The sequence below is a fragment of the Blastococcus sp. Marseille-P5729 genome (assembly GCF_900292035.1).
Classification (GTDB): Bacteria; Actinomycetota; Actinomycetes; order Mycobacteriales; family Antricoccaceae; genus Cumulibacter.
This window is the reverse complement of the sequence record NZ_OMPO01000002.1, coordinates 619776-641108: the sequence shown is the minus strand read 5'-3', so window position 1 is coordinate 641108 and position 21333 is coordinate 619776. Positions and strand designations below refer to the sequence as shown.

Here is a 21333-nt window from a genome sequence, read left to right as displayed (position 1 = left end):
GTCAGCTACCTGCTTTCGCGGTCTGCGGGGTACGGCGGTGGGAACGTAGGGGAGATGGAAGCGTGGCGCGAGCTATGCCAGCCAGGAGCAGATCGACCATAACCGCCAGCAGGGCGACCAGGAGGGCCCCGGCCGCCATCTGCCCGTAGTCCTGCTGGGGCGGGCCGTCGAGGATATACCGGCCCAGCCCGCCCATGCCCACGAACGCGGCGACGGTGGCGGTGGAGACCAGCTGCAGAGTGGCGCTGCGAGCGCCGCTGAACATCGTGGGCAGCGCGTTGGGAATCTCTACGGCGGTCAGCACCTCGCGCTCGGTCATCCCCATGCCGCGGGCGGCGTCTACCACGTCAGGATCGACCTGCCGGATGCCGGTATAGGTCGCGGTGAGCAGCGGGGGCACGGCCAGCAGGGCCAGGCACACGGCGACGGGAAGGACGCCGCCGCCGGTGGCGAGCACGACGAGGGTCAGCAGCCCGATGGTCGGCAGCGCGCGGCCAATGTTGCCGATGTTGATGGCCAGGAAGGCGCCGCGCCCCGTGTGGCCGATATAGAGCCCGATCGGTACGGCGATCACCGCGGCGATCGCGAACGAGAGCAGGCAGTACCGCAGGTGGGTCAGCACTGCGGAGGGGATCCCGCGCGGGCCCTGCCAGTTCGCCGCGTCGGTCAGGAAACGCAGCAGCTCGTCGAAGATGTTCATGCGCTCACCGTCGCCATCGCCGCGTCCGAGCGCCGACGCGCGCGGTCCCACGGGGTGAGCGACCGCTGCAGCAGCACCAGCAGCAGGTCGGCCAGCAGCGCGACCAGCACCGACAGCACGATCGAGACGACGATCGGGGCCGAGTAGTCGCGCCGGAAGCCGTCGGTCATCAGTGCCCCGAGCCCGCCGACTCCGATCAGCGCGCCGACGTTGACCAGGCTGACGTTGGCCACGGTGGCCACCCGCAGGCCGGCGAAGATCTCCGGCAGCGCGACCGGCAGGTCGACGGCCACCAGCCGCCGCAACCGGGAGTAGCCCATCGCGTCGGCCGCCTGTGCGGTGGCGGTCGGGACGGCGCTCAGCCCGTCTGCGACCGTGCGCACCAGCAGCGCGGCGGTGTAGAGGCTCAGCGCGATGACGACGTTGATCGGCGAGATGATCGAGGTGCCGATGATGGTCGGCAGCGCGACGAAGACCGCCAGCGACGGGATCGTGTAGAAGATGCTCGCCGCACCGATCAGCATCGGGTAGGCCCACCGGGAACGGTGCGCGAGATAGCCCAGCGGCAGCGCGACCGCGAAGCCGATGAGGACCGGCAGCAGCGAGAGCCACAGGTGCTGCTGCAGGGCGTCCAGGATCGTGTCGACATTGGTCGGGAGGTACCGACGCAGGTCGTCCAGGAGGCCGCTCATCGGGTCTGCTCGGTCAGCAGGTCGTGTCGGGCCACGGTCCCGGCGTACGCGCCGGACTCGTCGACGCACACCACGTACCCGTTCGGCGAGAGCAGCGCCAGGTCGAGCGCCCGGCGCGCCGAGTCGCGGGGCCCGAGGACGTCGTCGATCCCGTACCGGACGCCGTCCGGCCCGCGCCACGCGACCGGCTGGCCGTCGTCACCGGTGAGCACCTCCCAGCCGCCGGTCGGCGGGCCCGGGGCGGCGCCCGGAGTGACGAACGACAACGCCCGGATGCCGCGGTCGCGGCCGATGAAGCCGCGGACGAAGTCGTCCGCGGGGTGCGCCAGCAGGTCGCCGGGGGTGGCGAACTGCGCCAGCCGCCCACCGACCGCGAGGACGGCGATCTGGTCGCCGAGCCGGATCGCCTCGTCGATGTCGTGCGTGACGAACACGATCGTCTTGCCGAAGTCCGCCTGCAGCTCGAGCAGCTCGCGCTGCAACGCATCGCGCACGACCGGGTCGACCGCGCTGAACGGCTCGTCCATCAGCAGGATCGGCGGATCGGCGGCCAGGGCCCGGGCCACGCCGACGCGCTGCTGCTGGCCGCCCGACAGCTGCGCCGGGTAGCGGCCGGCGAGGGCGGTGTCGAGCCCGACGCGGTCCATGAGCTCCAAGGCGTGCTCGCGGGCGTCGGCCTTCGCGGTTCCGGTGAGCCGCGGAACGGTGGCGATGTTGTCGACGATGGTGCGGTGCGGGAACAGCCCCGCGTGCTGGATCACGTAGCCGATGCCGCGGCGCAGCTGGGCGGGCGCCATGCCCGCGACGTCCTCGCCGTCGATGCGCACCGTGCCAGAGGTCGGCTCGACCATCCGATTGACCATCCGCAGCGTCGTCGTCTTACCGCAGCCGGACGGCCCGACCAGCACGGTGATCTGGCCGGTCGGGATCCGCAGGCTCAGGTCGTCGACCGCGGGCTGCCCGTCTTCGAACCGTTTGGTGACCCCGATGAACTCGATCAACAGCCGCTCCTCGCCCCGTCACTGTGGTCCTCGCGGGCCACCGTACGGCACTCACCCGACTGGAACGGTCGCTCGTCGGTCTCGAAAGGGGACAATCGACCCCATGAACGACGAGCCCCGCGCCAGCCGTGAGGCCGCCGGGCCCGACCGGGTCCGCGACGGCGCCGCCGATCAGAGCGAGCCGCCCGAGCGCACCGTTCACGTCGTACGTGGCCGGCGAGCCCCGTTGAGTGCGGAGGAGCGAGCCTTCCTCGAGCGCTACCGCCGCGACCTGCCGCCGCACCACGACTCGTCCTGGGGATGACGTCTCGGCGTCTCGGCGTCAGTCGCTGGCGCTCCCTCGCTCGACGACCGTGAGACGGACCTGTGGCGTCCCGGGTCTGACATGACGAAAGGGCACCCACCCGGTGGTGGATGCCCTTTCGTGGGTCGAGCTGCAGCTAGCGGCGGGGGCTGGCCAGCAGGTCCCGGATCTCGGTGAGCAGCTGCTCCTGGGTGGGAGCGTCGTCCTCCATGACACCGGCCTTGCGACGCTCGGTGATCTTCTTCATCGGGAGCACGACCACGAAGTAGATGACCGCGGCGGTGACGACGAACGCGATGAGCTCAGAGATGAACGCACCGTAGGTGAACTTCTGACCTCCGACGGTGAACTCGCCGCCGACCTCTCCGCCGGTCACCATGCCGATCAGCGGGGTCAGGAACGACGCAGTGAAGACCTCGACCAGGCGGTTGAACGCACCGCCGATGACGACCGCGACCGCGAGGTCGACGATGTTGCCCCGCAGCAGGAAGTCCTTAAAACCCTTCATGGGCTGTTTCTCCTTCGTCGGCATTGCTACCGACTTGATGTGTCGAACTGTACGGCGGACACGGTAGCAATGATCAACCGCGCCGCGAGCAAATCTTCAACTAATTCTCGTTGGTTGACGGTGATCCCAATGACAATGTGCGCCGGCGGCGGCTGTGCCGCAGGCCCGGCGTCCTCCGTCGCCCGCACATCGATCAGCCGCACGCCTTCCAGCATTAGGGTCGGGGGCTGCTCGTCGTACGCCGCGTACACGTCGACCAGCTTCCCCTCCTCGAGCACGGTCACGGTCGTGGCGTCCGCGACCGGTAGCACGAGCGGGATCATCGGGTCGGCCGCCGGCTGGACCGCATCGGCCGCCGGTGCGGCCTCGGCAGCCGGGCGCTGGTGATCACGCACCGCGAGCAGTCCCGCGCAGGCCAGGAGCGCGAGGGCGAGCAGGCGACGTACGAGCGCCGAACGAGGCGCACCGCGCCGCCGGTTACGCCGTCGGGGCGGGCGGCCGGGCGGTGTCCAACGCCGATGCCGCGACGGGCGGTCAGAGCGCGCGGAACGGCGGGCGACGCGGGTGGTCATCGGCATCCTCCGTGGTCGGGATGCCAGCGATTGTGGCGATCCGAGCCGGCGACCGCAGTCGCGGCGCTCCTGCCTGTGGATGCGTGAGAGAGCTGTGGACTAGCTCGCGGGTGAGGAGGCGGCGGGGGTGCTCGACGTGCTACTGGCGGACGAGCTCGACGAGTCCGACGCGCCGGAGCTCTCGCCGGACGACGAGGACGAGCCGGACGACGAGGACGAGCCGCCCGTCTGGCTGGAGGACGAGCCGCTGCGCGAGTCGTTGCGGTAGAAGCCCGAGCCCTTGAACACGACCCCGACCGAGTTGAAGACCTTGCGTAGGTCTCCCTGGCACTCGGGGCACTCGGTGAGAGAGGCGTCCGAGAAGGACTGCACGATCTCGAAGCGGTGGCCGCAGGTCTTGCACGCGTACTGGTAGGTGGGCAACGGGTCCTCCATCGGGTCGGGCAGATTCTACTAGCACTCGACCATGCCGAGTGCCAATACCCGGCTTAGAACGCTGCCGCCGTCATCGGCATTCCGCGGGTGGCGGATGCTCACCCGAGCCGCTGCAGCCGCGTGGGGGTGCACAGCCAGCCGACGCGGACGTCGTGCGGCTCGACCGGCAGCGTCGCTGCCACCTCATCGTCGTGCACGACCGCGACGAGCCGCCGGGTCGGCACGCCGGTCAGCGCCCGGTCGTAGAAGCCGCCGCCGTGGCCGAGCCGCGTCCCGTCGAGGCCGATGGCCACCGCCGGCACCAGCACGATATCGGCGTCCCGCAGGAGGCTGCCGTCGCCGGCCGCTGGCTGCAGCAGCCCGAGCGGGCCGGGCACGAGGTGCTCGGCACCGGCGTACGCCGCCCACTCGAGCCGGCGGCTGAGCGGCCCGGTCACCGGCAGCAGGACCCGAGCTCGCCGTGCCAGCTCGTCGAGCACGTCCAGCGAGCCCGGCTCGCCACGCACCGGCACGAAGGCCGCGATCGTTGCAGCATCGCACTCGCGGGCGCGCCGCAGCAGCAGGGAGTCCAGGCGCTGCTTCTCCGCTGCGCTGCGCGCGGCCCGGCGGGCGGCGTACTCGCCACGCAGCGCCGCCTTCCGTGCGCGCTGCGCATCCTCGCTCATGTGGCCAATCCCTCGCCGATACGGATCCCCGGTCGCGCCAGACGCGACCTCACTAGGCTGAACGGTATCCCTTCGATCGCTAAGGACCTTGAGATGACTACCGCCCGCAGCACGACAGGAGACCGCTCCCGGCCGTACAAGGTCGTGATCCCGGCAGCCGGCCTCGGCACCCGATTCCTGCCCGCCACCAAGGCGATCCCGAAGGAGCTGCTGCCGATTGTCGACACCCCGGCCCTGCAGTACATCGTCGAGGAGGCGGTGGACGCCGGCCTGAACGAGGTGCTGGTGATCGTCGGCCGCGGCAAGGAGGCGATCATCGACCACTTCGACCGCGCCCCCGAGCTGGAGGCTGCCCTCGAGAAGAAGGGGGACGACGACCGTCTCGAGGCGGTTCGCCGTTCGGCCGAGCTCGCCGACGTGCACTACATCCGTCAGGGTGCCCCCCGAGGGCTCGGCCACGCGGTGGCGTGCGCCGCGCCGTACGTCGGCGACGAGGTGTTCGCCGTCATGCTCGGCGACGACCTGATCGATGCCCGCGACGCGCTGCTGAAGCCGATGCTTGAGGTGCAGCAGCAGCTGGGTGGCTGCGTTGTGGCCCTGATGGAGGTGCCCGAGGACCAGGTCTCGATGTACGGCTGCGCCGCTGTCGAAGAGGCGCCCGGAATCACCGTCTCCGACGACCGGGCGCTCGGTGGCGTCGTGAAGGTCACCGACCTGGTCGAGAAGCCCGGACCCGAGGACGCGCCGTCCAACCTGGCGATCATCGGTCGCTACGTGCTCTCACCGGAGATCTTCGAGGCGCTGGAGCACACCGAGCCGGGTCGTGGTGGCGAGGTACAGCTCACCGACGCGATGAAGGATCTCGCTGCCCAGGGCGTGCCGATGCACGGCGTCGTGTTCCGCGGACGCCGCTACGACACGGGAGACCGCGGCGACTACCTGCGCGCCGTCGTCCGGCTGGCCGCAGAGCGCAAGGATCTCGGCCCGCCGTTCGTCGAGTGGCTGGGCGAGTTCCTGGAGGAGATACGCGCCGACCAGTCGGCCAAATCCTGAGCAACCGCGTGGACGTAGCGCATGATGGGGAAGGCCCATCGCGAAGTAGTCACGGAGGCACCCCCTAGTGCGCACAGTCGAAGAACACGTCGACGCGATCCTCTCTTCGCTGCCCACGCTCGATTCGATCGAGCTGGCGATCCTCGACGCACAGGGGCTGCTGTGCGGTGAGGAGGTCGTCTCGCAGACCTCCCTGCCGGCCTTCGACCACTCCGCGATCGACGGGTACGCCGTCCGCGTCGCCGACGTGCAGGCCGCCCGGCCGGACGACGCGGTCCAGCTCGCGGTCGTCGCCGAGGCCGAGCCGGGCGCGCGGGAGGTGCGCAGCCTGTCCGCCGGCACCGCGGTGCGCATCTACCCCGGGGCCGTGCTGCCGTCGGGCGCCGACGCGATCGTGCCGCTGGCGTGGACCGACCGCGGCGTCGCCCGGGTCGACATCCGCAAGGCTCCCCCGAGGGGCGCATACATCCGTCGGGCGGGGGAGGACGTCACCCCCGGCGACACCGCGGTGACCGTCGGGACGCCGATCGGCCCCGCCCAGGTCGGGCTGCTCGCTGCGGTCGGCCGCACCCGGGTACAGGCGCGGCCGCGGCCCCGCGTCACGGTGCTGTCGATCGGCTCCGAGCTTGTGGACGTCGGCACCCAGCCGTCGCTGGGCGAGCTCATCGACGTCAACAGTTTCGCGCTGGCTGCCGCCGCCCGGGACGCCGGCGCGGCGGTCTATCGCGCGAGCGCCGTCCCGGCCGACAAGGGCCGGCTGATGGCGACCCTCGAGTCGCAGCTGCTGCGCACGGACATGCTCGTGCTCTCCGGTGGGTTCGCGTCGAGTTCGTTCGACGTGGTCTCCGAGTGCCTGTCGGAGCTCGGCTCGGTCGAGTACACGCGCGTGGCGATGCAGCCGGGGATGCCGCAGGGGTTCGGCGTCATCGGCGAGCGAGAGGTGCCGGTGCTGTGCTTCCCCAACGATCCGGTGAGCGCCCTGATCTCGTTCGAGGTGTTCGCTCGGCCCGCGATTCGTTTCCTGCTGGGAAAGAAGCGACTGTTCCGACCCGTGACCAAGGCTCGTGCCACCGAGCACCTCGACAGCCCCGCCGGCCGCAAGCAGTTCCGGCGCGGCCTGCTGATGCGCCACCCCGACGGGGGGTACGTCGTGTCGCCGGTCGGCGGCGCAGGCGCCCACCTGCTGTTCTCGATGGCGCAGTCGAACTGCCTGATCGTGATCCCCGAAGACCAGACCCAGGTGACCGAGGGTGACGACGTCTCCGTCATGCCACTCGTCCTCGGGTCCTGAGGACGGCCGCCCACGCACGAAGGCATGGCCGGTCACTCTCCGGCGTGGGGCGCTGACGCTGCGGCCGATGCGGTACCGCGACCTGCCCGCCTGGCGATCGGTTCGGCAGCGCAACCGTGACTGGCTGCAGCCGTGGGAGCCCGCGGCCGATGCGAACTGGAACGCGCGTGCCTCCACGATGGCCTTTTATCGGTTGCGCCGCGACAGCCGGATCGCCGCTCGGGAGGGCCGGCTCATGCCGTTCGTCGTCCTGCACGGGGCGGCCCTGGTCGGTCAGGTGAACGTCGGCCCGATCCAGTGGGGGCCGGTCCGCTCGGCGGACGTCGGTTACTGGATCGACCGGCAGCGCGCAGGTCAAGGACTGACGCCGATCGCCGTGGCAATGGCGATCCAGCATGCTTTCGACAGCGGCCTCCACCGGATTCACGCGGCCATCGCGCCTGAGAACACGGCCTCCATCCGAGTCGTCGAGAAGCTCGGGATGCGCCGGGAAGGCCACTACAGCAGGTATCTGCAGATCGGCACGGTCTGGCGAGACCACATCGGATTCGCGCTGACGGCGGACGACGACCTCACTGCGATGAGGGACCTGCTGCGCGACTGAACCGCTGGCAGCTGGGCAATCTCGACCGAATCGCGATGCGCGCGGCGCGCCTGGCCCGGTCGTCTCGTCGTCTCGGGTTGACTATGCGGTGCGTGACAGATGTGGCAGGAGGTGACTCGTGGGATCAGGGGTGTTTCTGGCCGCCGTGGTGGTGGCCTGGTTCGTCGTCCTGGTGCCCATGGTGCTCACCCGTCGCGACAACGCACTCGAGTCCGTCATTCGCGAGAACGACTCGTCGTCAGCGCGAGTGCTACGGCGCACGCCCAAGCCCAAGGCCGCCGGCCAGCGACAAAGGAGCTACCCGATGAGCGCACGCGAGACTTCCCCCTCGCACGAACTCGACGACGCCGTGGACACCCACGAGCACGACGAGCCGCACGCGGCCTATGACGAGCCGGCCCAGCCGCGTGAGCGCGGCCCGCGCCGTACTGACGCGGCCCGCAAGCGGATGATGCAGCGTCGCCGCCAGACGCTGCTGGGACTCGGCGGATTCTTCCTCTTCTCGCTCGCGCTGGCAGTCTTCGCGGGGACCTGGACGTGGGTGATCGCCGCGGCGAGCGGTGTCGCTCTGGCGGCCTACCTCGTGCACCTGCGCAACGAGACGCGCCGGGAGGAGGAGCGCCGGTTGACCCGCGAGATCCGGGTCAACCGCGCCCGCACCGACGTCACCGATCGCAGCGCGACCCGCTCGCAGTCGAGCCTGGCTACGAACGCGTTCGTCGCATCGAGCATCACCGAGCCCGAGGTCGTCTCGTTGGATGACGAGGATCCCGAGCTCTATGACCTCGGCGACGCCACCGTCGCCGATTCGATCGACCTGTCCGGTCAGCGCCACTCGGAGTACCAGGACTCGCCGGACTACTACGACTGGGACGACGACCCGTACGACGACCCGCGTTACGGCATCGACGGCGCGGGCACGGACGACGACAAGCAGTACCCCCGCGCCGTGTAGTGGGCCGCCACGCTAAAGGGATCCGCGCTCTACCCGCTCACGATCCCCGAGGGCGGTGAGGGCGGGGCCGAGCTGGCGAAGGCCGCGGTCCTCAGCGGCGACTACGGCCGGCTGCGCGCCGTGGAGCCGGGCGGGGACGGCGTCGTCTACGTGACCACCTCCAACGGCACCGACGACATCGAGGGCGCCCAGGAGCTCTGCCAGTGGAAGCCGGGCGAGGTGCTGATCACCTGGACCGAGTCACAGCCGATCAACAAGGACTACCTTCGTTACATGGTCATCGATCCAGCGGTCGGCGTGCTCGAGCGCGGCCGGTTCAACGTTGTCCAGACCGTCGCGGAGCAGCCGTGGCTGCCGAACGGGCCGGTCCCGCGCATCGTCGACTGGACCCGCGCCAGCGACCAGCCCGACCCGGTGCCGGTCGGCATCAGTCACGCATGAGCAAGAAGGTCGTCGTCGTCGGCAGCGGTCCCAACGGGTTAACCGCTGCCGTACGGCTGGCCAAGGAAGGCCACGACGTCCGCGTCATCGAGATGAGCGATCGGATCGGTGGCGGCACCCGCACCTCGGAGCTGACCCTGCCCGGAGTGCTGCACGACGACTGCTCGGCCTTCCACCCGACCGGCGTGCTGTCTCCGGCCTTCCAGGCGCTGCGGCTCGAGGACTTCGGGCTGCAGTGGCTGTGGCCTGAGGGCGAACTGGCGCCCCCACTGGAGGACGGCACCGCCGGTGTGCTGTGGCGCGACATCGACCGCACTGCCGATGGTCTCGGCGTCGACGGCAAGGCCTGGAAGCAGGTGTTCGGGCCAGTCGCCGGCAAGTTCCAGGCGCTGACCGAGGACGTCTTCGGCCCGATCATCGGGCTCCCGAAGCATCCGATCTCGTTGGCGATGTTCGGGTTGCGGGCGGCGCTGCCCGCGACCGTGCTTGCTCGGCGTTTTTCGACACCGCAGGCCAAGGCGTTGTTCGGTGGGGTGGCGGCACACAAGTTCGGCCGCCTCGACGTGCCGCTGTCAGCGGCGGTCGGCGTGATGCTCACCGCCTCGGGGCATGCGGGTGGTTGGCCGGTGGCAGCGGGTGGCTCGCGCGCGATCACCGACGCGCTCGCCAAGGCGCTCCAGTCGTACGGCGGCGTCATCGAGACCGGCCGCACGGTCACCAGCCTGGCGGAGCTGGGCGCTGTGGACGCCGTCCTGCTGAGCACCGCACCCCAGGCCGCTGCGCACATCCTCGGCGACCGGCTGCCCTCGCGGGTGGCGCGCGCCTACCGCCGGTACAGCTACGGGCCCGGGGCACACAAGGTCGAGCTGGCCGTCCGCGGCCCGGTGCCGTGGACGAACCCGGAATGCCGAAAGGCCGGGACCGTTCACGTGGGCGGCACGCTGGAGGAGCTCGCGGCGGCGGAGCGGGACGCCGGCGCCGGACGGATGCCACAGCGGCCGTTCATGCTCGTCGGCCAGCAGTATCTTGCCGATCCGAGCCGGTCGAACGACGGCATCAATCCCCTGTGGGCATACGCGCATGTGCCCAATGGCGGCGCTGATGCAACGGAGCAGGTGATGGCGCAGCTCGAGCGGTTCGCGCCTGGGATCTCCTCGCAGGTCGTCGCCACGCACGTGCGCGGTACGACGGCCATGCAGGAGTACAACCCGAACTACGTCGGAGGTGATATCGGCACCGGCGCCAACACGGCGATGCAGGTAGTGCTGCGTCCACGGCTTGCGACGAACCCGTACGAGACGGGCGTCCCCGGCGTGTATCTGTGCTCCGCAGCGACACCGCCGAGCGCCGGCGTTCATGGCATGTGCGGGTACAACGCCGCCGAATCGGCGATCGAGTACCTCCGGGAGACATGACCAGCGGCCCCTCACATGGGGCGGACGCCGAGATCGACGAGAAGACTCCGCTGCCGACGGGGTCGGCGGAGCTGCCGCAGATGACCGGCATCGCCTCGGCGTGGGAGGGCGCGGCGTCTGAGGCCAACGCGGCAAGCCAGACGATCCTGCGCACCAGCGTCGTGTTCGATCAGGACTGCCCGGCCTTCGACCGGCTCGCCGGCCTGGCTCGACTACCCGCGCCTGGACGACGCCCTCCTGGAGATCTTGACCTGAGCGACCGTAGCGCTCAGCGACCGTCGGGGGAGATCCACTCGTCGTAGAACGGAGGCAGGTCGGAGGCGCGGCCGGAGTAGTCCGGGTCGCGCTTCTCGAGGAAGGCAGCCACGCCCTCTTTGCCGTCACCGACGCTGGTCCAGAACATCGCCAGCGAGTCGACGCGGTGCGCATCTGCGGGGTGCTCGATCGCGACATTGCGGCGCAGCAGCTGCCGGCTGAGGGCGACCGCGACCGCCGAGCGGCCCTTGGTCCACTTGTCGGCGAGGGCGCGGGCCTCGATCAGCAGCTGGTCAGGCTCGTACACCGCGGCGGCAAGGCCTGCCTCGACGGTGGCGTCGGCGTCCAGGATCTCGGCGGACATCACCAGGTCGAGCGCCTTGGGCAGTCCGACGATGCGGGGGAGGAACCACGACGACGCGGCCTCGGGGACGATCCCGAGCTTGCCGAAGACCAGCCCGAAGCGGGCCTTCTGCGACACGAGCCGGGCGTCCATGCCCAGCGTCATCGTGGCGCCGATGCCGACCGCAGGACCGTTGATCGCCGCGATGACGGGCTTGCGGCAGTCGTGGATCGCCAGCGAGACCCGGCCGCCGGTGTCGCGGACATCCTTCATCTCAGGGCTGGCGAGGTCCGCGATGTCGGCGAGGGTGGGCTGCTTGGTCTCGTCGAGCCCGAAGACGTTGCCGCCGACCGAGAGGTCCATGCCGGCGCAGAATGCCCGGCCGGCACCGGTCACGATGATGGCGCGTACGTCGTCGTTGTCGTTGACCTCGCGGAAGCTCTGCTCCAGCTCGTCGGCCATCGTCACGGTGAAGGCGTTGAGCTTGTCGGGCCGGTTGAGGGTGATGGTGAGGACGCCGTCCTCGATGTCGTGGGTGAGCGTCTCGTAGGCCATGGGTGCCCTCCGGTGTCGGGATCTGTCGGTCTCGGTACTGCGACTCACGCTACCCACGGCGCTCAGGACGCCGGCGGGCGGACGGTTATACCTGCGCGACGGCAGCGGAGGACGCAGCGTCGTCCCGGATGGGTGCGGAGCCGAGGTAGGTGGCGAGCAGGAGGTAGAGCTCGCTGCCGAACTGTTCGCGTACGGCGGGTGGGAGCTGCTCGGCGAGCAGCGGGACCAGCTCGTCGATGACCTCAAGCGGGTCGGGTGGATCGGGTGGCGGTTCGTGCTCTCTGGCTCTGGTCCGTTCGGTCAGGAGGTCGAGCTCGGCTTGCGATGGGAGTGCGATCCGGTGGTTGATCTGGGGTCGTTGCTCGGGATCTATCCAGCGCGGCGGGATCCAGATCGGAATTCCGCTGTGCATCTCGACCTGCCATCCGCGCCGCTCGAACTCTCGATGGTGGAAGGAGCAGACGAGGGTCAGGTTGTCGATGTCGGTCTTTCCGCCGTTCCACCAGGGGATGACGTGGTGACGTTGGCTCCAGTCGGGCGGAGCGGTGCAGCCGGGGAAGCTGCAGCCGCGGTCGCGGGTGATCAGCGCGAGGGTCTGCGCCTCGGTCGCGATGCGCCGGGTGCGGCCGAAAGCCAGGATGCCGTCGGTCTTGCTGATCCAGGTCGGGATGAGCTGGGCTTCGTGGGCGAGGCGAGCGATCTCGGGCCAGCTCAGTCGTTCGCCTCCGGCGACCTGTCCGCTCGCGCGTCCCGTCTGGTCACCCGTGCCGTCCTTGAGTCGACGCAGGGCGTCCAGGAGCTGGTCGAGATCGATGGTGATGTGGACGCTGGCCGCGGTTCCGCCTGCTGCAGGGGTTCCTGCGCTGTCGAGCAGACGGCGGCAGGCGTCCTCGAGGGCATCGTGCGTGCGTTGTCCCGCGGTGCGATCGTCGGGGCCTGCTTCGTCGTCCGCGGGGCGGGGCGCGGCGAGCGGCCCGACGGCGGCGTCGAACAGTGCCTTGAGGCCTCGGGTCAGGAATCCGGTGATGTGGTGGGTGCCGTCCTGCCGCTGCGGGCCGATCGACAGGCTCCGGCGAGCCTGGGCGACGCGGTCCTGCGGGATCGCGCCGTCGGGGAGGAGGACGTCGTCGAGCTTGTCCGCGAGGGTCTTGACGTCGTCCGGCCCGAAGCTGGCGGCCTTGTTGACGAGGAACTCCTCGGCTTGTGCTGCGGTGTCAACGTCGATGCTCGGGTTGCTGAGCAGCTTCCTGATCGCCTTGCCGATGACCGTCACGTGCTCGGTCGTCACGCTGCCGTTGCGCACGGCCTGGGCCAGCACGGGAAGCTCCGGTGGGTAGGCGCCGAAGCTGAACCCGTTGCGGGAGATGAGCTGCTTTCTTCTCGCCACTCGGGCATTGGCCTCTGGGCGTGAGATTCGCAGAACCTCAGCGAGCGCCATGGCGGTGGTGGCGACGCACTGTCGCTCGTGGAGCTGTTCGTCTTCTGCCGCCTCGATGACGTGGCAGTCGAGGGTGATCAGCCTGGTCCGGATTGATTCGACCCGCCGGGCAAGCGCGATTAGCCCGTCGGGACCAAGACCCGCGAAGTCGCCGTGCTCGGCGGCCTCGACAAGCGACTCCAGCCCGCCGGTGATCCGGTCGAGCTGTTCGTCGAGCTCGGCGTCCGGCACTGCGCCCGCGGGGAGACGATCGTGCTTCGGGTCGTTAGCAGGCGGCGTCGCGATGTCGCTGATGTCTGACATGGCCACCTCCTCGGGATCTGATACAATCGTACATACGTTCGAAACAATGCGCAAGACGAGAGGGAAGGAATTTCGGCACGTGTTCTGGCGTGATGCCGCTAGCGGTTCTGGTACTGCGGGTCACGCTTCTCGAGGAAGGCCGCGGTGGCTTCGGCGCGGTCCTCGGTGAGCGAGGTGAGGATCTGCTGACGGTTCTCCAGCTCGACAGCGGCGTGGAAGGATGGCTGCTCGAGTGCCAGCCACATGCCCTGCTTGGTGAGCTCGACCGAGAACGGTGGGTTGCGCAGGATCTCATCGGCCTTGCCCATCGCGACGTCCATCAGATCGCCGGGCTGGACTACGCGGTAGAGCATCCCGATCCGCTCGGCCTCCTCAGCGCCGAACCGACGTCCGGTCAGCATCAGCTCGTGTGCGCGACCAGCCCCGACGATGCGGGGCAGCAGCCAGGAGGTTCCGATGTCGCACGCGGAGAACCCGGCTCGGATGAACGCGACGCTGAAGACCGCATCGGTGGACGCGATGCGGATGTCGCTGGCGAGCACCAGCGCCAAGCCGCCGCCTGCGGCGGGCCCGTTGACGGCAGCGATGACCGGTTTGGAGAGGTCCCGGATATTCTCAGCCGCCGAGGCAATCTCGCGTTGACGGGCAAGGCCGCCGCGTACCGGGCCGGGGGTGGCGTCGAAGTCGTCGGCGTACCCGTCCAGGTCGAGCCCGGCGCAGAACGCGCGCCCCTCGCCGGTGAGGACGACGACGCGGACGTCGTCCGACGCGTCCGCATCGTCGAGCGCGGCATGCAGGTCCGTGAGCAGCTCGTGGGTCATCGTGTTGAGCCGGTCCGGGCGGTTGAGGCGCAGCACGCGGACGCCGGGGCGGGGGTGGTCGACGAGGATCGTGGTCACAGCGTCATCGTGCCAGCCGGGCCGGCGATGGTGATGCGAATGGCAGGCTCGCCGGGCTTGGCGGTGACATCGAGGCGGAGGTCCCGGTAGAGCGCATTGACGGCATCGGCGTCCGGGGCGGTGATCTCGAGGTCAGTCAGCTCGGCCATCGCAATGCCGGATGCTGCCGGGTGGAGCGAGTCGCCCCAGTCGATGAAGAAGGGCGCAAGTCCGTGCAGCGGAAGGGTCTCGTCGACCGCGAGGGTCCAGTGCAGCTCGTTGCCGTCGGCGTCCACCCGGGACATCGGGGTCAGCTTGCCGTGGTCGGCTCCATGGCGTCGCGCCTTGACCAGCGCGCCGTCGGTGTCAGCGGGGTGGATCGCCCAGGTGAGCACGCGGTCGCTCTCGAGCTGATCGAGGTGGAAGGCGACGTTCTGGTCTCCGCTCACCGGATTCTCGCCGTCCAGCGCAATGATCTCGAGATAGCAGTCGGGGGAGAGCCCGAGCAGGTAGTTGCGGGTGCCGCGGCCGATGTGTCGCCCGCCCTCGGTGGGCCGGATCCCGGTCCGCTGCTCGATCGCGTCGACGGCCTGCGCCAGGTCGCGGACGCCGTACACGAAGTGGTCGATCTGGCCGGACTCGCTCATACCGCGATCTTCCGCCAGCAGGGCGGATCCGGCAACATCCGCTCACGATTATCGGAGGCGAGCTCGCTTCTCACCGACGGTAGATGTCCCCGTCTGCACCGATCCCGGTTCATTCGGGGGCCAAATTTTTCCCCCCGCCCCCGCGACGTCGCAGACCGCCAGTTCGCGCACTCCAACTAGCGTCGCGCTGGTCGTCCGACAGATCCAACCGAACCGGGTAGGACGACGCTCCGCGGGAGGTGTATTCTGATTCGTCGCAAGGGGCTATGGCGCAGTTGGTAGCGCGTCTCGTTCGCAATGAGAAGGTCAGGGGTTCGAATCCCCTTAGCTCCACGTAAGATGAGAAAATCGAAACTTGCCCCGCCTGATGGCGGGGCAGTTTTGTTTCCGGGGTGACGTGGGCCGGGGCGTCGATGGTGGTGTGGGCGAGGACGCTGGCGGTGGTCTCCTTGAACCGTCCCAGGTTTGATGCCGCTTCCTTTCGAGTTGAAAGGATGGCGTTATGCCAAGGAAGATTGATTCTGCTGCCCGTGAGCGGGCGGTGCGGCTGGTGCGTGAGCACCAGGGCGAGTACCCGTCTCGCGCGAGAGCGATCGAGGCTGTAGCTCGCCAGGAGAGTGTCGGTGTCGAGTCGCTGCGCCGCTGGGTGGTGCAGGCCGAGATCGACGCCGGCGAGCGTGATGGACAGACCAGCGAGGAAGCCGCTGAGATCAAACGGCTCAAGGCCGAGAACCGTCGGCTGCGCGAGGACGTTGCGATCTTGAAGGCAGCGACGACTTTCTTCGCGGGGGAGCTCGACCCCCGAAACCGCTCCTGATGGGATTCATCGATCAGCTGCGCGCGGTGGGGTATGCAGTCGAGTCGATCATCCGCGTCCTGCGCGAGCAGGGCGTGAAGATCGCTGCACGCACCTACCGGTCCTGGCGCACGATACCGGTCGCCGCGCGCACCGTCACCGATGCGATGGTCCTCGACGCGGTCCGTGCGGCCGCCTGGAAGAACGTGATCGCATCTGACGGCAGCACGCGACGCAAGATGACTCCCGAAGGCCTCTACGGCCGCAAGAAGATGACGGCGTTCATCCGCCGCACCGCGCTGCCGGACGCGTCCCGCGGCGCTGTGGACCGCGCCATGACTGCGCTCGGTTTGTCCGGGATTACCCGCGCTAAGGCGATCCGCACCACCATCGCGTCCAAGGATGGCGTGCGTGCCGGGGACCTGCTGGATCGTAACTTCACCGCACCGCGCCCGGACTACGCGTGGGTCATGGACTTCACCTACGTGCGTTCCTGGGCCGGCTGGGTATACGTCGCGTTCATTCTCGATGTGTTCTCTCAACGCATCGTCGCCTGGCACGCCCAGACCGCCCGAGGGACCGATCTGGTGATGATCCCGCTGCGGATGGCGCTGTGGGTGCGTGAGCGTGACGGTCACAAGATCCAGCCGCGGCAGCTTATCGCGCACTCCGATGCCGGGTCTCAGTACACCTCCGTGGCGTATACCGAGAAGCTCGCTCTGGATGGAATCGCGCCGTCGATCGGGACTGTCGGCGACGCATACGACTGTCAGTCTGTTTCTACCGGGTTCCGCAAGAATCGGGTAGTCCCGGCCGGAGTGCTCTGACCCATGCTTACGATTGGCCCGCAGGGTGCCTCAGCGTTGATCTGTCGAGCCTCCGGCCGGGCGCGCAGCAAGCGCTGCCGCCGGATCGGGCGTGACCTAATAGGAGCCTGGAGCAGCCTGGTCAAAGCGTCCCCATGACAGTCCTGTCCGCCCGCCGGCGACAGCGTGATACCCACGCTAATCGGCAGGAGGACCAGAAGCTATGGCCACCATAGAGGCCGCCCGATCCGGGCACGTCGTCATCGGGGTCGACACCCACAAGCACATCCACGTCGCTGCTGTGATGGATTCTATCGGCGGGATCCTGGCCACGCTCACGATCGCTACTGATGCTGCGGGCTATAAGCAGCTGCTGGACTGGGCCAGTGGGTTCGGGAAGATCATGGCCTTCGGCATCGAGGGAACTGGCTCCTATGGGGCTGCACTCACCTCATTCCTGAGGCGGCATGACCACAAAGTCATCGAGGTCGCCCGGCCGGATCGCCGGCTACGGCGCCTGAACGGCAAGTCAGACACCCTGGATGCTGAGAACGCCGCCCGGGCCGTACTGGCGGGATTCGCCACCGCAGTCCCCAAGAGCGCCGACGGTGCGGTAGAGATGATCCGGCAGCTGAAGGTCGCTCACGATACAGCGGTCAAGGACAGGACCGGGGCGATGGTCACGCTCAAAGCCATGCTCGTCCACGCCTCAGAAGACCTGCGCCGTGAAACAGCCGGGAAGACCCAGAAGATGATCGCTCGCCACTGTGCTCTCCTGCGTCCACGCGGGCTGAATACCCCGGAGGATGCCAACCGCCACGTACTGCGTTCGATCGCGAAACGCTGGATCGCACTCAATGACGAGATCACGGAGCTAGAGGCCATGATCAAGGACCTCGTGGCCCAGCGGGCACCGCATCTGCTGGATCGCTTCGGCATCGGCGTTGATACCGCCGCGGAGATCCTCATCGTCGTCGGCGACAACCCCGAGCGCATCAAAAGTGAAGCAGCGTTTGCGAAACTTGCCGGCATCAGTCCCATTCCGGCAGGGTCAGGGATGACCTGCGGGAAACATCGCATCAACCGTGGCGGGCACCGACAGCTCAATGCCGCGATCTACCGCACCGTAATCGTTAGGATGAGATTCCACGAACCAACGATCGCCTACGTTGCCCGCCGCACCGCCGAGGGCAAGTCCAAACGCGACATTATCCGATGCTTGAAACGCTACGTAATCCGAGAGGTCTACCACCTGGTCAAAACGGACCCCCACACCGGCGAGATCCGCAGTTGACAACTATAGGAGCATCAACGCGCTCATGGAGACCATCAATGGGCTCTACAAGACCGAGTGCATCCGCACCACGATCTTCCACGACGGCCCGTACAAGACGATCGCTGACGTCGAGTACGCGACCGCCGGCTGGGTCGACTGGTACAACCACCGCAGGCTGCACGGTAGCCTCGGCATGAGCAGCCCAGCCGAATACGAGGCTGCCTACTACGAGAGTCTCAACCGAGAACCGCTCCCCGTATAGAAGCGGCACAGAACCTAGGACGATTCAGTGGCGGCTCGTTCGCTCTCGCTGGTGTAGGGGCGGGCGTAGGCCCATTCCTCCAGGGTGGTGCGGTTGAAGCGTTCGACCTTGCCGTTGGTCTGTGGCCGGTACGGGCGAGTGCGCTTGTGCGTGATGTCCTCACCGAGGGCGTCGGCGAACATGCGTGATCGGTAGGCCGAGCCGTTATCGGTCAGCACCCGCTTCACGGTGATCCCGGCCTCGGCGAAGAAGGCCTGGGCGCGTGCCCAGAACGCGCTGGCGGTCTGTTTGCGCTCGTCTTCCAGCAGCTCGCTGTAGGCCAGGCGGGAGTAGTCATCGACGGCGTTGTGGATGAACCAGTACCCGGTTCCGGTGCGCTGGTTCCGGCAGCCGGCCGCGCGCCCCAGTACCTTGTGCCCACCGCCGTGGGGGATTCTGCCCAGCTTCTTGATATCGACGTGGACCAGGTCTCCTGGGGCGCTGTGCTCGTACCGGACGATCGCGCGTTGCTGCCTGCGGATCGGGGCACCGGTGGCCGGGTCGGTCCACGACAGCCGTAGGCACCCGTACCGGGTGAGGATCTTGTGGACGGTGGAGGGGTGCATGCCCAGGTGGTAGGCGATCCGTGCCGGTCCCCATCGGCGAGAGACGCGCAGCCCGACCACGCGCCGCTCCCGTCGGCGGGAGGTCTGGTGCGGGCAGGTCGAGGGCCTGCTGGAGCGATCAGACATCCCGGCCGCTCCCTGGGCGCGGTACCGGTCGGCCCACCGCTTGGCCGTGGTCACCGAGACGTTGAACCGTTCGGCCGCGCGCCGCAACGGCCACCGGTCATCGACCACGCACCTGGCAAGACGCAGACGACCGGTCTCCGACAGCGGGGCATTACGGTGGGACATGAAGACCTCCGGGATCTTGATGGCGTGGTTTGCGTTGACAGCTCCACACCTCACCCGGAGGTCTTCCTCATGTCACGCCGACACCCCGATCCCGTACCCAACCTCCGTGGTCAGTACAACTAGGTAACGTAGCTCACATGCGGAGAAGCCCAGGTCAAACGGAAGGTAGTGCGACATGAAGCGAAGAGCATTCGGAACGATCGGCACCATCGTGATAGGCGCGGCAGGACTGATTTGCGGACCAGCAGTAACAGCGAGCGCAGATGAGGCCGGCACTCAGGGCTCTTGCGGACAGTCCTTCAATCCAACGATCCCGGGTGGCGAGGCGTACTGGAAGTTGGAATGCGATGGCGGTGGAATCACCGTTAAGGGTTGGGTGAAGGACACGGACGAAGATGGCCAGTGTGCTGTCGTGCGCGCCCACTTTGCCGACGGCAGCGTTAAGTACAGCCCACGGGCTTGTCCGAACGGAGTAACGAAAGAGTTCGCCCTCACTGGCTACGGCTCGATCGCTGACGCTTATCTTGTGCACGTCCAATCTTCATGAGGCGCGTCACAACTAAGGCGGGCGCGCTCGTCGTCGCGACGTTCGGGATTCTCGGATGGAGCTTTGGGCCAGCGACTGCCCCTTCGGCATCAGCGGATCCAGTGACGTCTGCGGAAGTTCAGTCGACAGCACCGCGCGTCGTCAGCGGATACTCCAATCATTGCTACGACCGAATGAACGAGCGCAACATCAGCGCAACGCAGTTGCAGTCGCTCGTGGCTAACCATTACCTGTCCGCCGAGTGGCAAGCCGACAATTCAACGTGGCTGTACCATGACCCAACAGGAATGGCGAACTTTCGCGTTGTACTTAACACCAACGGCTATTGCGTAACGGTGTACTAGTGGTCGCGATGAATGGCACACGACCAGACGATCGGCTGAGCGAATTGGTTTCACTGGAACTCGCTTCGCTCGATCCGTATGGGTTGCGCCCCGGAGCGGAGGGCGGGGCGCCTGCCAACGAGTACGACCTTGAAGCTCGAGATATTGCCACCCTGCTTAGGTCAAAGCCTTCGCTGTCGTCCGATGACATCGACAGGGTGTGGTACGACTGGTTCGGCGAATCGCTAACCGCGAAGGTCGGTCGCGAACGTGTGACTGACCTACTGCTGCGGTTGATCCGTTTGAAGTGACACGGTGGCCGCATCGGGCTGTTTGAAGGCTGATTCGAGCCATTTCGGTAGATGCCCGTTGCGGCCTGCCATCATGTGTTAGGAGTTTCTTTACTGATTCAAGGCGCGCTCCGCGCGCAACGGTCTCCCGGCCCGTGCAGGGCGTGCGGCCTTCGGCCGTTCCGGGCGCGGGCCGGGAGACCGGTCGCAACGATAGGCGCCCCGATCAAGTCGAAGCGCCCAAACCAGTCCAGTCAGTTGTCGCGCCAACGTGCTTACACAGGTCAGCGTCAGCTCGTGGCCCCCCGGTGGCCCCCGCCAACGAAATCGAGCGATCTCAGGCAACGGATGCAACCGGTTCTACGGCACTGGAATCGTCCAATAGTTCGCCGCAACGCCTTCGCAATGAGAAGGTCAGGGGTTCGAATCCCCTTAGCTCCACAGCTGGGAGAGTTGAATCTGCCCCGCCTGGTGGCGGGGCAGATTCGTTTCTGAGATCAGCCGTCCTGGGACGTCGACGTCACGTGGGCGAGGACGCGGACGGCGGGTTCGGCAGGCACGGAGAGCTCTTCTTGAAGAGCGACTATCGATGCTGGGATCGACCCCGGACCGTCGTGATCATCAGGCCTTGCCGTTTGAGCAACGCCGCTACAACACCGTCACCCTCCATGAGCTGACCTGTGTGAGTGCCGTCGTAGACGGCACCGCACCCACACGAGGGGCTACGGGCTTGGAGCACTGCGTGAGTCGCGCCGTGCTCAGCGGCAATGCCAGCAACGATCTGGGCGCCCTCGACAAACGGGGCAGTTACGTCTTCGCCGTCGATGGTTAGGACCTTCGCTTCACCGTCAAGCACATCGTGCCCGTCACCGCCGAAGATCTCAGCGGCAGCTCTTGGTGTCGGCAGCCCGCCGAGTTGTTCGGCGCATGCGGGAATCGCACGACCGGCCTTGACCTCTTCCACGATGGAATCGTCAGGGCGTGCCCTGCCGTCATAACGGCAGGGTTGCCCCGCGAGGCAAGCGCTGACCAGCACGACTTCAGGTCGCACGTTTCAACAATATGCGGTCCCGACCTTCTCG

The 21333-nt window shown here is 67.9% G+C and carries 22 protein-coding genes, 1 tRNA gene and 4 pseudogenes; 14 read left to right on the top strand and 13 right to left on the bottom strand.

The features are described from left to right. Position 1: 1 nt before the first annotated feature. From DAA40_RS11640 to DAA40_RS11630, 3 genes are read right to left on the bottom strand one after another with little or no spacing between them, the layout of a single operon-like run. On the bottom strand, positions 2-700 hold the full coding sequence (locus tag DAA40_RS11640) for an ABC transporter permease (protein WP_106850143.1): 699 nt from the start codon (positions 698-700) through the stop codon (positions 2-4). Continuing rightward, the gene (locus tag DAA40_RS11635) at positions 697-1392 is read right to left on the bottom strand and encodes an ABC transporter permease (protein WP_106849869.1); all 696 of its coding nucleotides are present in this window, start codon (positions 1390-1392) and stop codon (positions 697-699) included. Before DAA40_RS11635 ends, DAA40_RS11640 begins: the two co-directional genes overlap by 4 nt. Then, positions 1389-2393, bottom strand: a complete 1005-nt coding sequence (locus tag DAA40_RS11630; RefSeq protein WP_199849717.1) for an ABC transporter ATP-binding protein — start codon at positions 2391-2393, stop codon at positions 1389-1391. The genes DAA40_RS11635 and DAA40_RS11630 overlap by 4 nt, the downstream gene beginning before the upstream one ends. Before the next feature lie 103 nt (positions 2394-2496). Between DAA40_RS11630 and DAA40_RS11625 the strand changes: the two genes are divergently transcribed. Continuing rightward, entirely contained in the window at positions 2497-2697 is a 201-nt protein-coding gene (locus DAA40_RS11625) for a hypothetical protein (protein WP_106849867.1), read from the top strand. 136 nt (positions 2698-2833) lie between these two features. On the opposite strand, the gene mscL is transcribed toward DAA40_RS11625, so the two are convergent. Both mscL and DAA40_RS11615 read right to left on the bottom strand, forming a co-directional pair. Continuing rightward, positions 2834-3205 (bottom strand): large conductance mechanosensitive channel protein MscL, encoded by a 372-nt coding sequence (mscL, locus tag DAA40_RS11620; RefSeq protein ID WP_106849866.1) that lies wholly within the window; start codon positions 3203-3205, stop codon positions 2834-2836. A gap of 26 nt (positions 3206-3231) precedes the next feature. Beyond that, a complete protein-coding gene (locus DAA40_RS11615) occupies positions 3232-3777 on the bottom strand; it encodes a hypothetical protein (protein ID WP_158716395.1) in 546 nt (181 codons plus the stop codon). Between the two features lie 127 nt (positions 3778-3904). On the opposite strand from DAA40_RS11615, the gene DAA40_RS16720 reads away from it, so the two are divergent. Beyond that, entirely contained in the window at positions 3905-4045 is a 141-nt protein-coding gene (locus tag DAA40_RS16720; protein ID WP_234356374.1) for a hypothetical protein, read from the top strand. Between the two features lie 14 nt (positions 4046-4059). Here the strand turns inward: DAA40_RS16720 and DAA40_RS16715 are convergent. Continuing rightward, a pseudogene (locus tag DAA40_RS16715) lies at positions 4060-4212 on the bottom strand (FmdB family zinc ribbon protein); the annotation flags it as partial. Between the two features lie 98 nt (positions 4213-4310). Further along, on the bottom strand, positions 4311-4877 hold the full coding sequence (locus tag DAA40_RS11605; protein ID WP_106849864.1) for a 5-formyltetrahydrofolate cyclo-ligase: 567 nt from the start codon (positions 4875-4877) through the stop codon (positions 4311-4313). Between the two features lie 93 nt (positions 4878-4970). On the opposite strand from DAA40_RS11605, the gene DAA40_RS11600 reads away from it, so the two are divergent. The 7 genes from DAA40_RS11600 (at position 4971) to DAA40_RS11570 (ending at position 10938) form a co-directional block, all read left to right on the top strand. After that, entirely contained in the window at positions 4971-5930 is a 960-nt protein-coding gene (locus DAA40_RS11600; protein ID WP_106849863.1) for a UTP--glucose-1-phosphate uridylyltransferase, read from the top strand. A 67-nt stretch (positions 5931-5997) separates the two neighbouring features. Beyond that, entirely contained in the window at positions 5998-7221 is a 1224-nt protein-coding gene (gene glp / locus DAA40_RS11595) for a gephyrin-like molybdotransferase Glp (protein WP_106849862.1), read from the top strand. After that, on the top strand, positions 7181-7825 hold the full coding sequence (locus tag DAA40_RS11590; protein WP_255413570.1) for a GNAT family N-acetyltransferase: 645 nt from the start codon (positions 7181-7183) through the stop codon (positions 7823-7825). The genes glp and DAA40_RS11590 overlap by 41 nt, the downstream gene beginning before the upstream one ends. Before the next feature lie 118 nt (positions 7826-7943). Next, positions 7944-8780 (top strand): hypothetical protein, encoded by an 837-nt coding sequence (locus tag DAA40_RS11585; RefSeq protein WP_106849860.1) that lies wholly within the window; start codon positions 7944-7946, stop codon positions 8778-8780. Positions 8781-8900: 120 nt separating this feature from the next. Continuing rightward, entirely contained in the window at positions 8901-9221 is a 321-nt protein-coding gene (locus DAA40_RS11580; protein ID WP_199849716.1) for a DUF3556 domain-containing protein, read from the top strand. Further along, positions 9218-10636 (top strand): NAD(P)/FAD-dependent oxidoreductase, encoded by a 1419-nt coding sequence (locus tag DAA40_RS16875; protein WP_106849858.1) that lies wholly within the window; start codon positions 9218-9220, stop codon positions 10634-10636. Before DAA40_RS11580 ends, DAA40_RS16875 begins: the two co-directional genes overlap by 4 nt. Then, positions 10633-10938 carry a hypothetical protein gene (locus DAA40_RS11570; protein WP_106849857.1) on the top strand — a complete coding sequence of 102 codons (306 nt, stop codon included), beginning with the start codon at positions 10633-10635 and terminating at the stop codon, positions 10936-10938. Before DAA40_RS16875 ends, DAA40_RS11570 begins: the two co-directional genes overlap by 4 nt. Here DAA40_RS11570 and DAA40_RS11565 read toward each other — a convergent pair. From DAA40_RS11565 to DAA40_RS11550, 4 genes are all read right to left on the bottom strand, one after another. Continuing rightward, positions 10905-11789: a crotonase/enoyl-CoA hydratase family protein gene (locus DAA40_RS11565; protein ID WP_106849856.1), complete on the bottom strand. Its 885-nt coding sequence runs from the start codon at positions 11787-11789 to the stop codon at positions 10905-10907. The two genes, DAA40_RS11570 and DAA40_RS11565, sit on opposite strands and share 34 nt — an antisense overlap. Positions 11790-11874: 85 nt before the next feature. Continuing rightward, a complete protein-coding gene (locus DAA40_RS11560; RefSeq protein WP_106849855.1) occupies positions 11875-13530 on the bottom strand; it encodes an HNH endonuclease signature motif containing protein in 1656 nt (551 codons plus the stop codon). A gap of 98 nt (positions 13531-13628) precedes the next feature. Further along, positions 13629-14429: an enoyl-CoA hydratase/isomerase family protein gene (locus DAA40_RS11555; protein ID WP_106849854.1), complete on the bottom strand. Its 801-nt coding sequence runs from the start codon at positions 14427-14429 to the stop codon at positions 13629-13631. Next, the gene (locus DAA40_RS11550; RefSeq protein ID WP_106849853.1) at positions 14426-15055 is read right to left on the bottom strand and encodes a VOC family protein; all 630 of its coding nucleotides are present in this window, start codon (positions 15053-15055) and stop codon (positions 14426-14428) included. Before DAA40_RS11550 ends, DAA40_RS11555 begins: the two co-directional genes overlap by 4 nt. Before the next feature lie 260 nt (positions 15056-15315). Here DAA40_RS11550 and DAA40_RS11545 point away from each other — a divergent pair. From DAA40_RS11545 to DAA40_RS11530, 4 genes and pseudogenes are all read left to right on the top strand, one after another. Then, positions 15316-15388 (top strand) — tRNA-Ala (locus DAA40_RS11545). 169 nt (positions 15389-15557) lie between these two features. Next, positions 15558-16618: pseudogene (locus DAA40_RS11540) on the top strand (IS3 family transposase); the annotation flags it as partial. A 262-nt stretch (positions 16619-16880) separates the two neighbouring features. Then, entirely contained in the window at positions 16881-17951 is a 1071-nt protein-coding gene (locus DAA40_RS11535; RefSeq protein ID WP_106848344.1) for an IS110 family transposase, read from the top strand. Between the two features lie 16 nt (positions 17952-17967). Further along, a pseudogene (locus DAA40_RS11530) lies at positions 17968-18195 on the top strand (integrase core domain-containing protein); the annotation flags it as partial. A gap of 29 nt (positions 18196-18224) precedes the next feature. Here the strand turns inward: DAA40_RS11530 and DAA40_RS11525 are convergent. Further along, positions 18225-19091 (bottom strand): annotated as a pseudogene (locus DAA40_RS11525) (IS481 family transposase); the annotation flags it as partial. A gap of 890 nt (positions 19092-19981) precedes the next feature. Here DAA40_RS11525 and DAA40_RS16210 point away from each other — a divergent pair. Beyond that, positions 19982-20272: a hypothetical protein gene (locus DAA40_RS16210; RefSeq protein WP_158716394.1), complete on the top strand. Its 291-nt coding sequence runs from the start codon at positions 19982-19984 to the stop codon at positions 20270-20272. 562 nt (positions 20273-20834) lie between these two features. Here the strand turns inward: DAA40_RS16210 and DAA40_RS11520 are convergent. Further along, complete coding sequence (locus DAA40_RS11520; protein ID WP_234356370.1) at positions 20835-21287, bottom strand: DUF523 domain-containing protein; 453 nt, start codon at positions 21285-21287, stop codon at positions 20835-20837. Between the last annotated feature and the right edge of the window lie 46 nt (positions 21288-21333).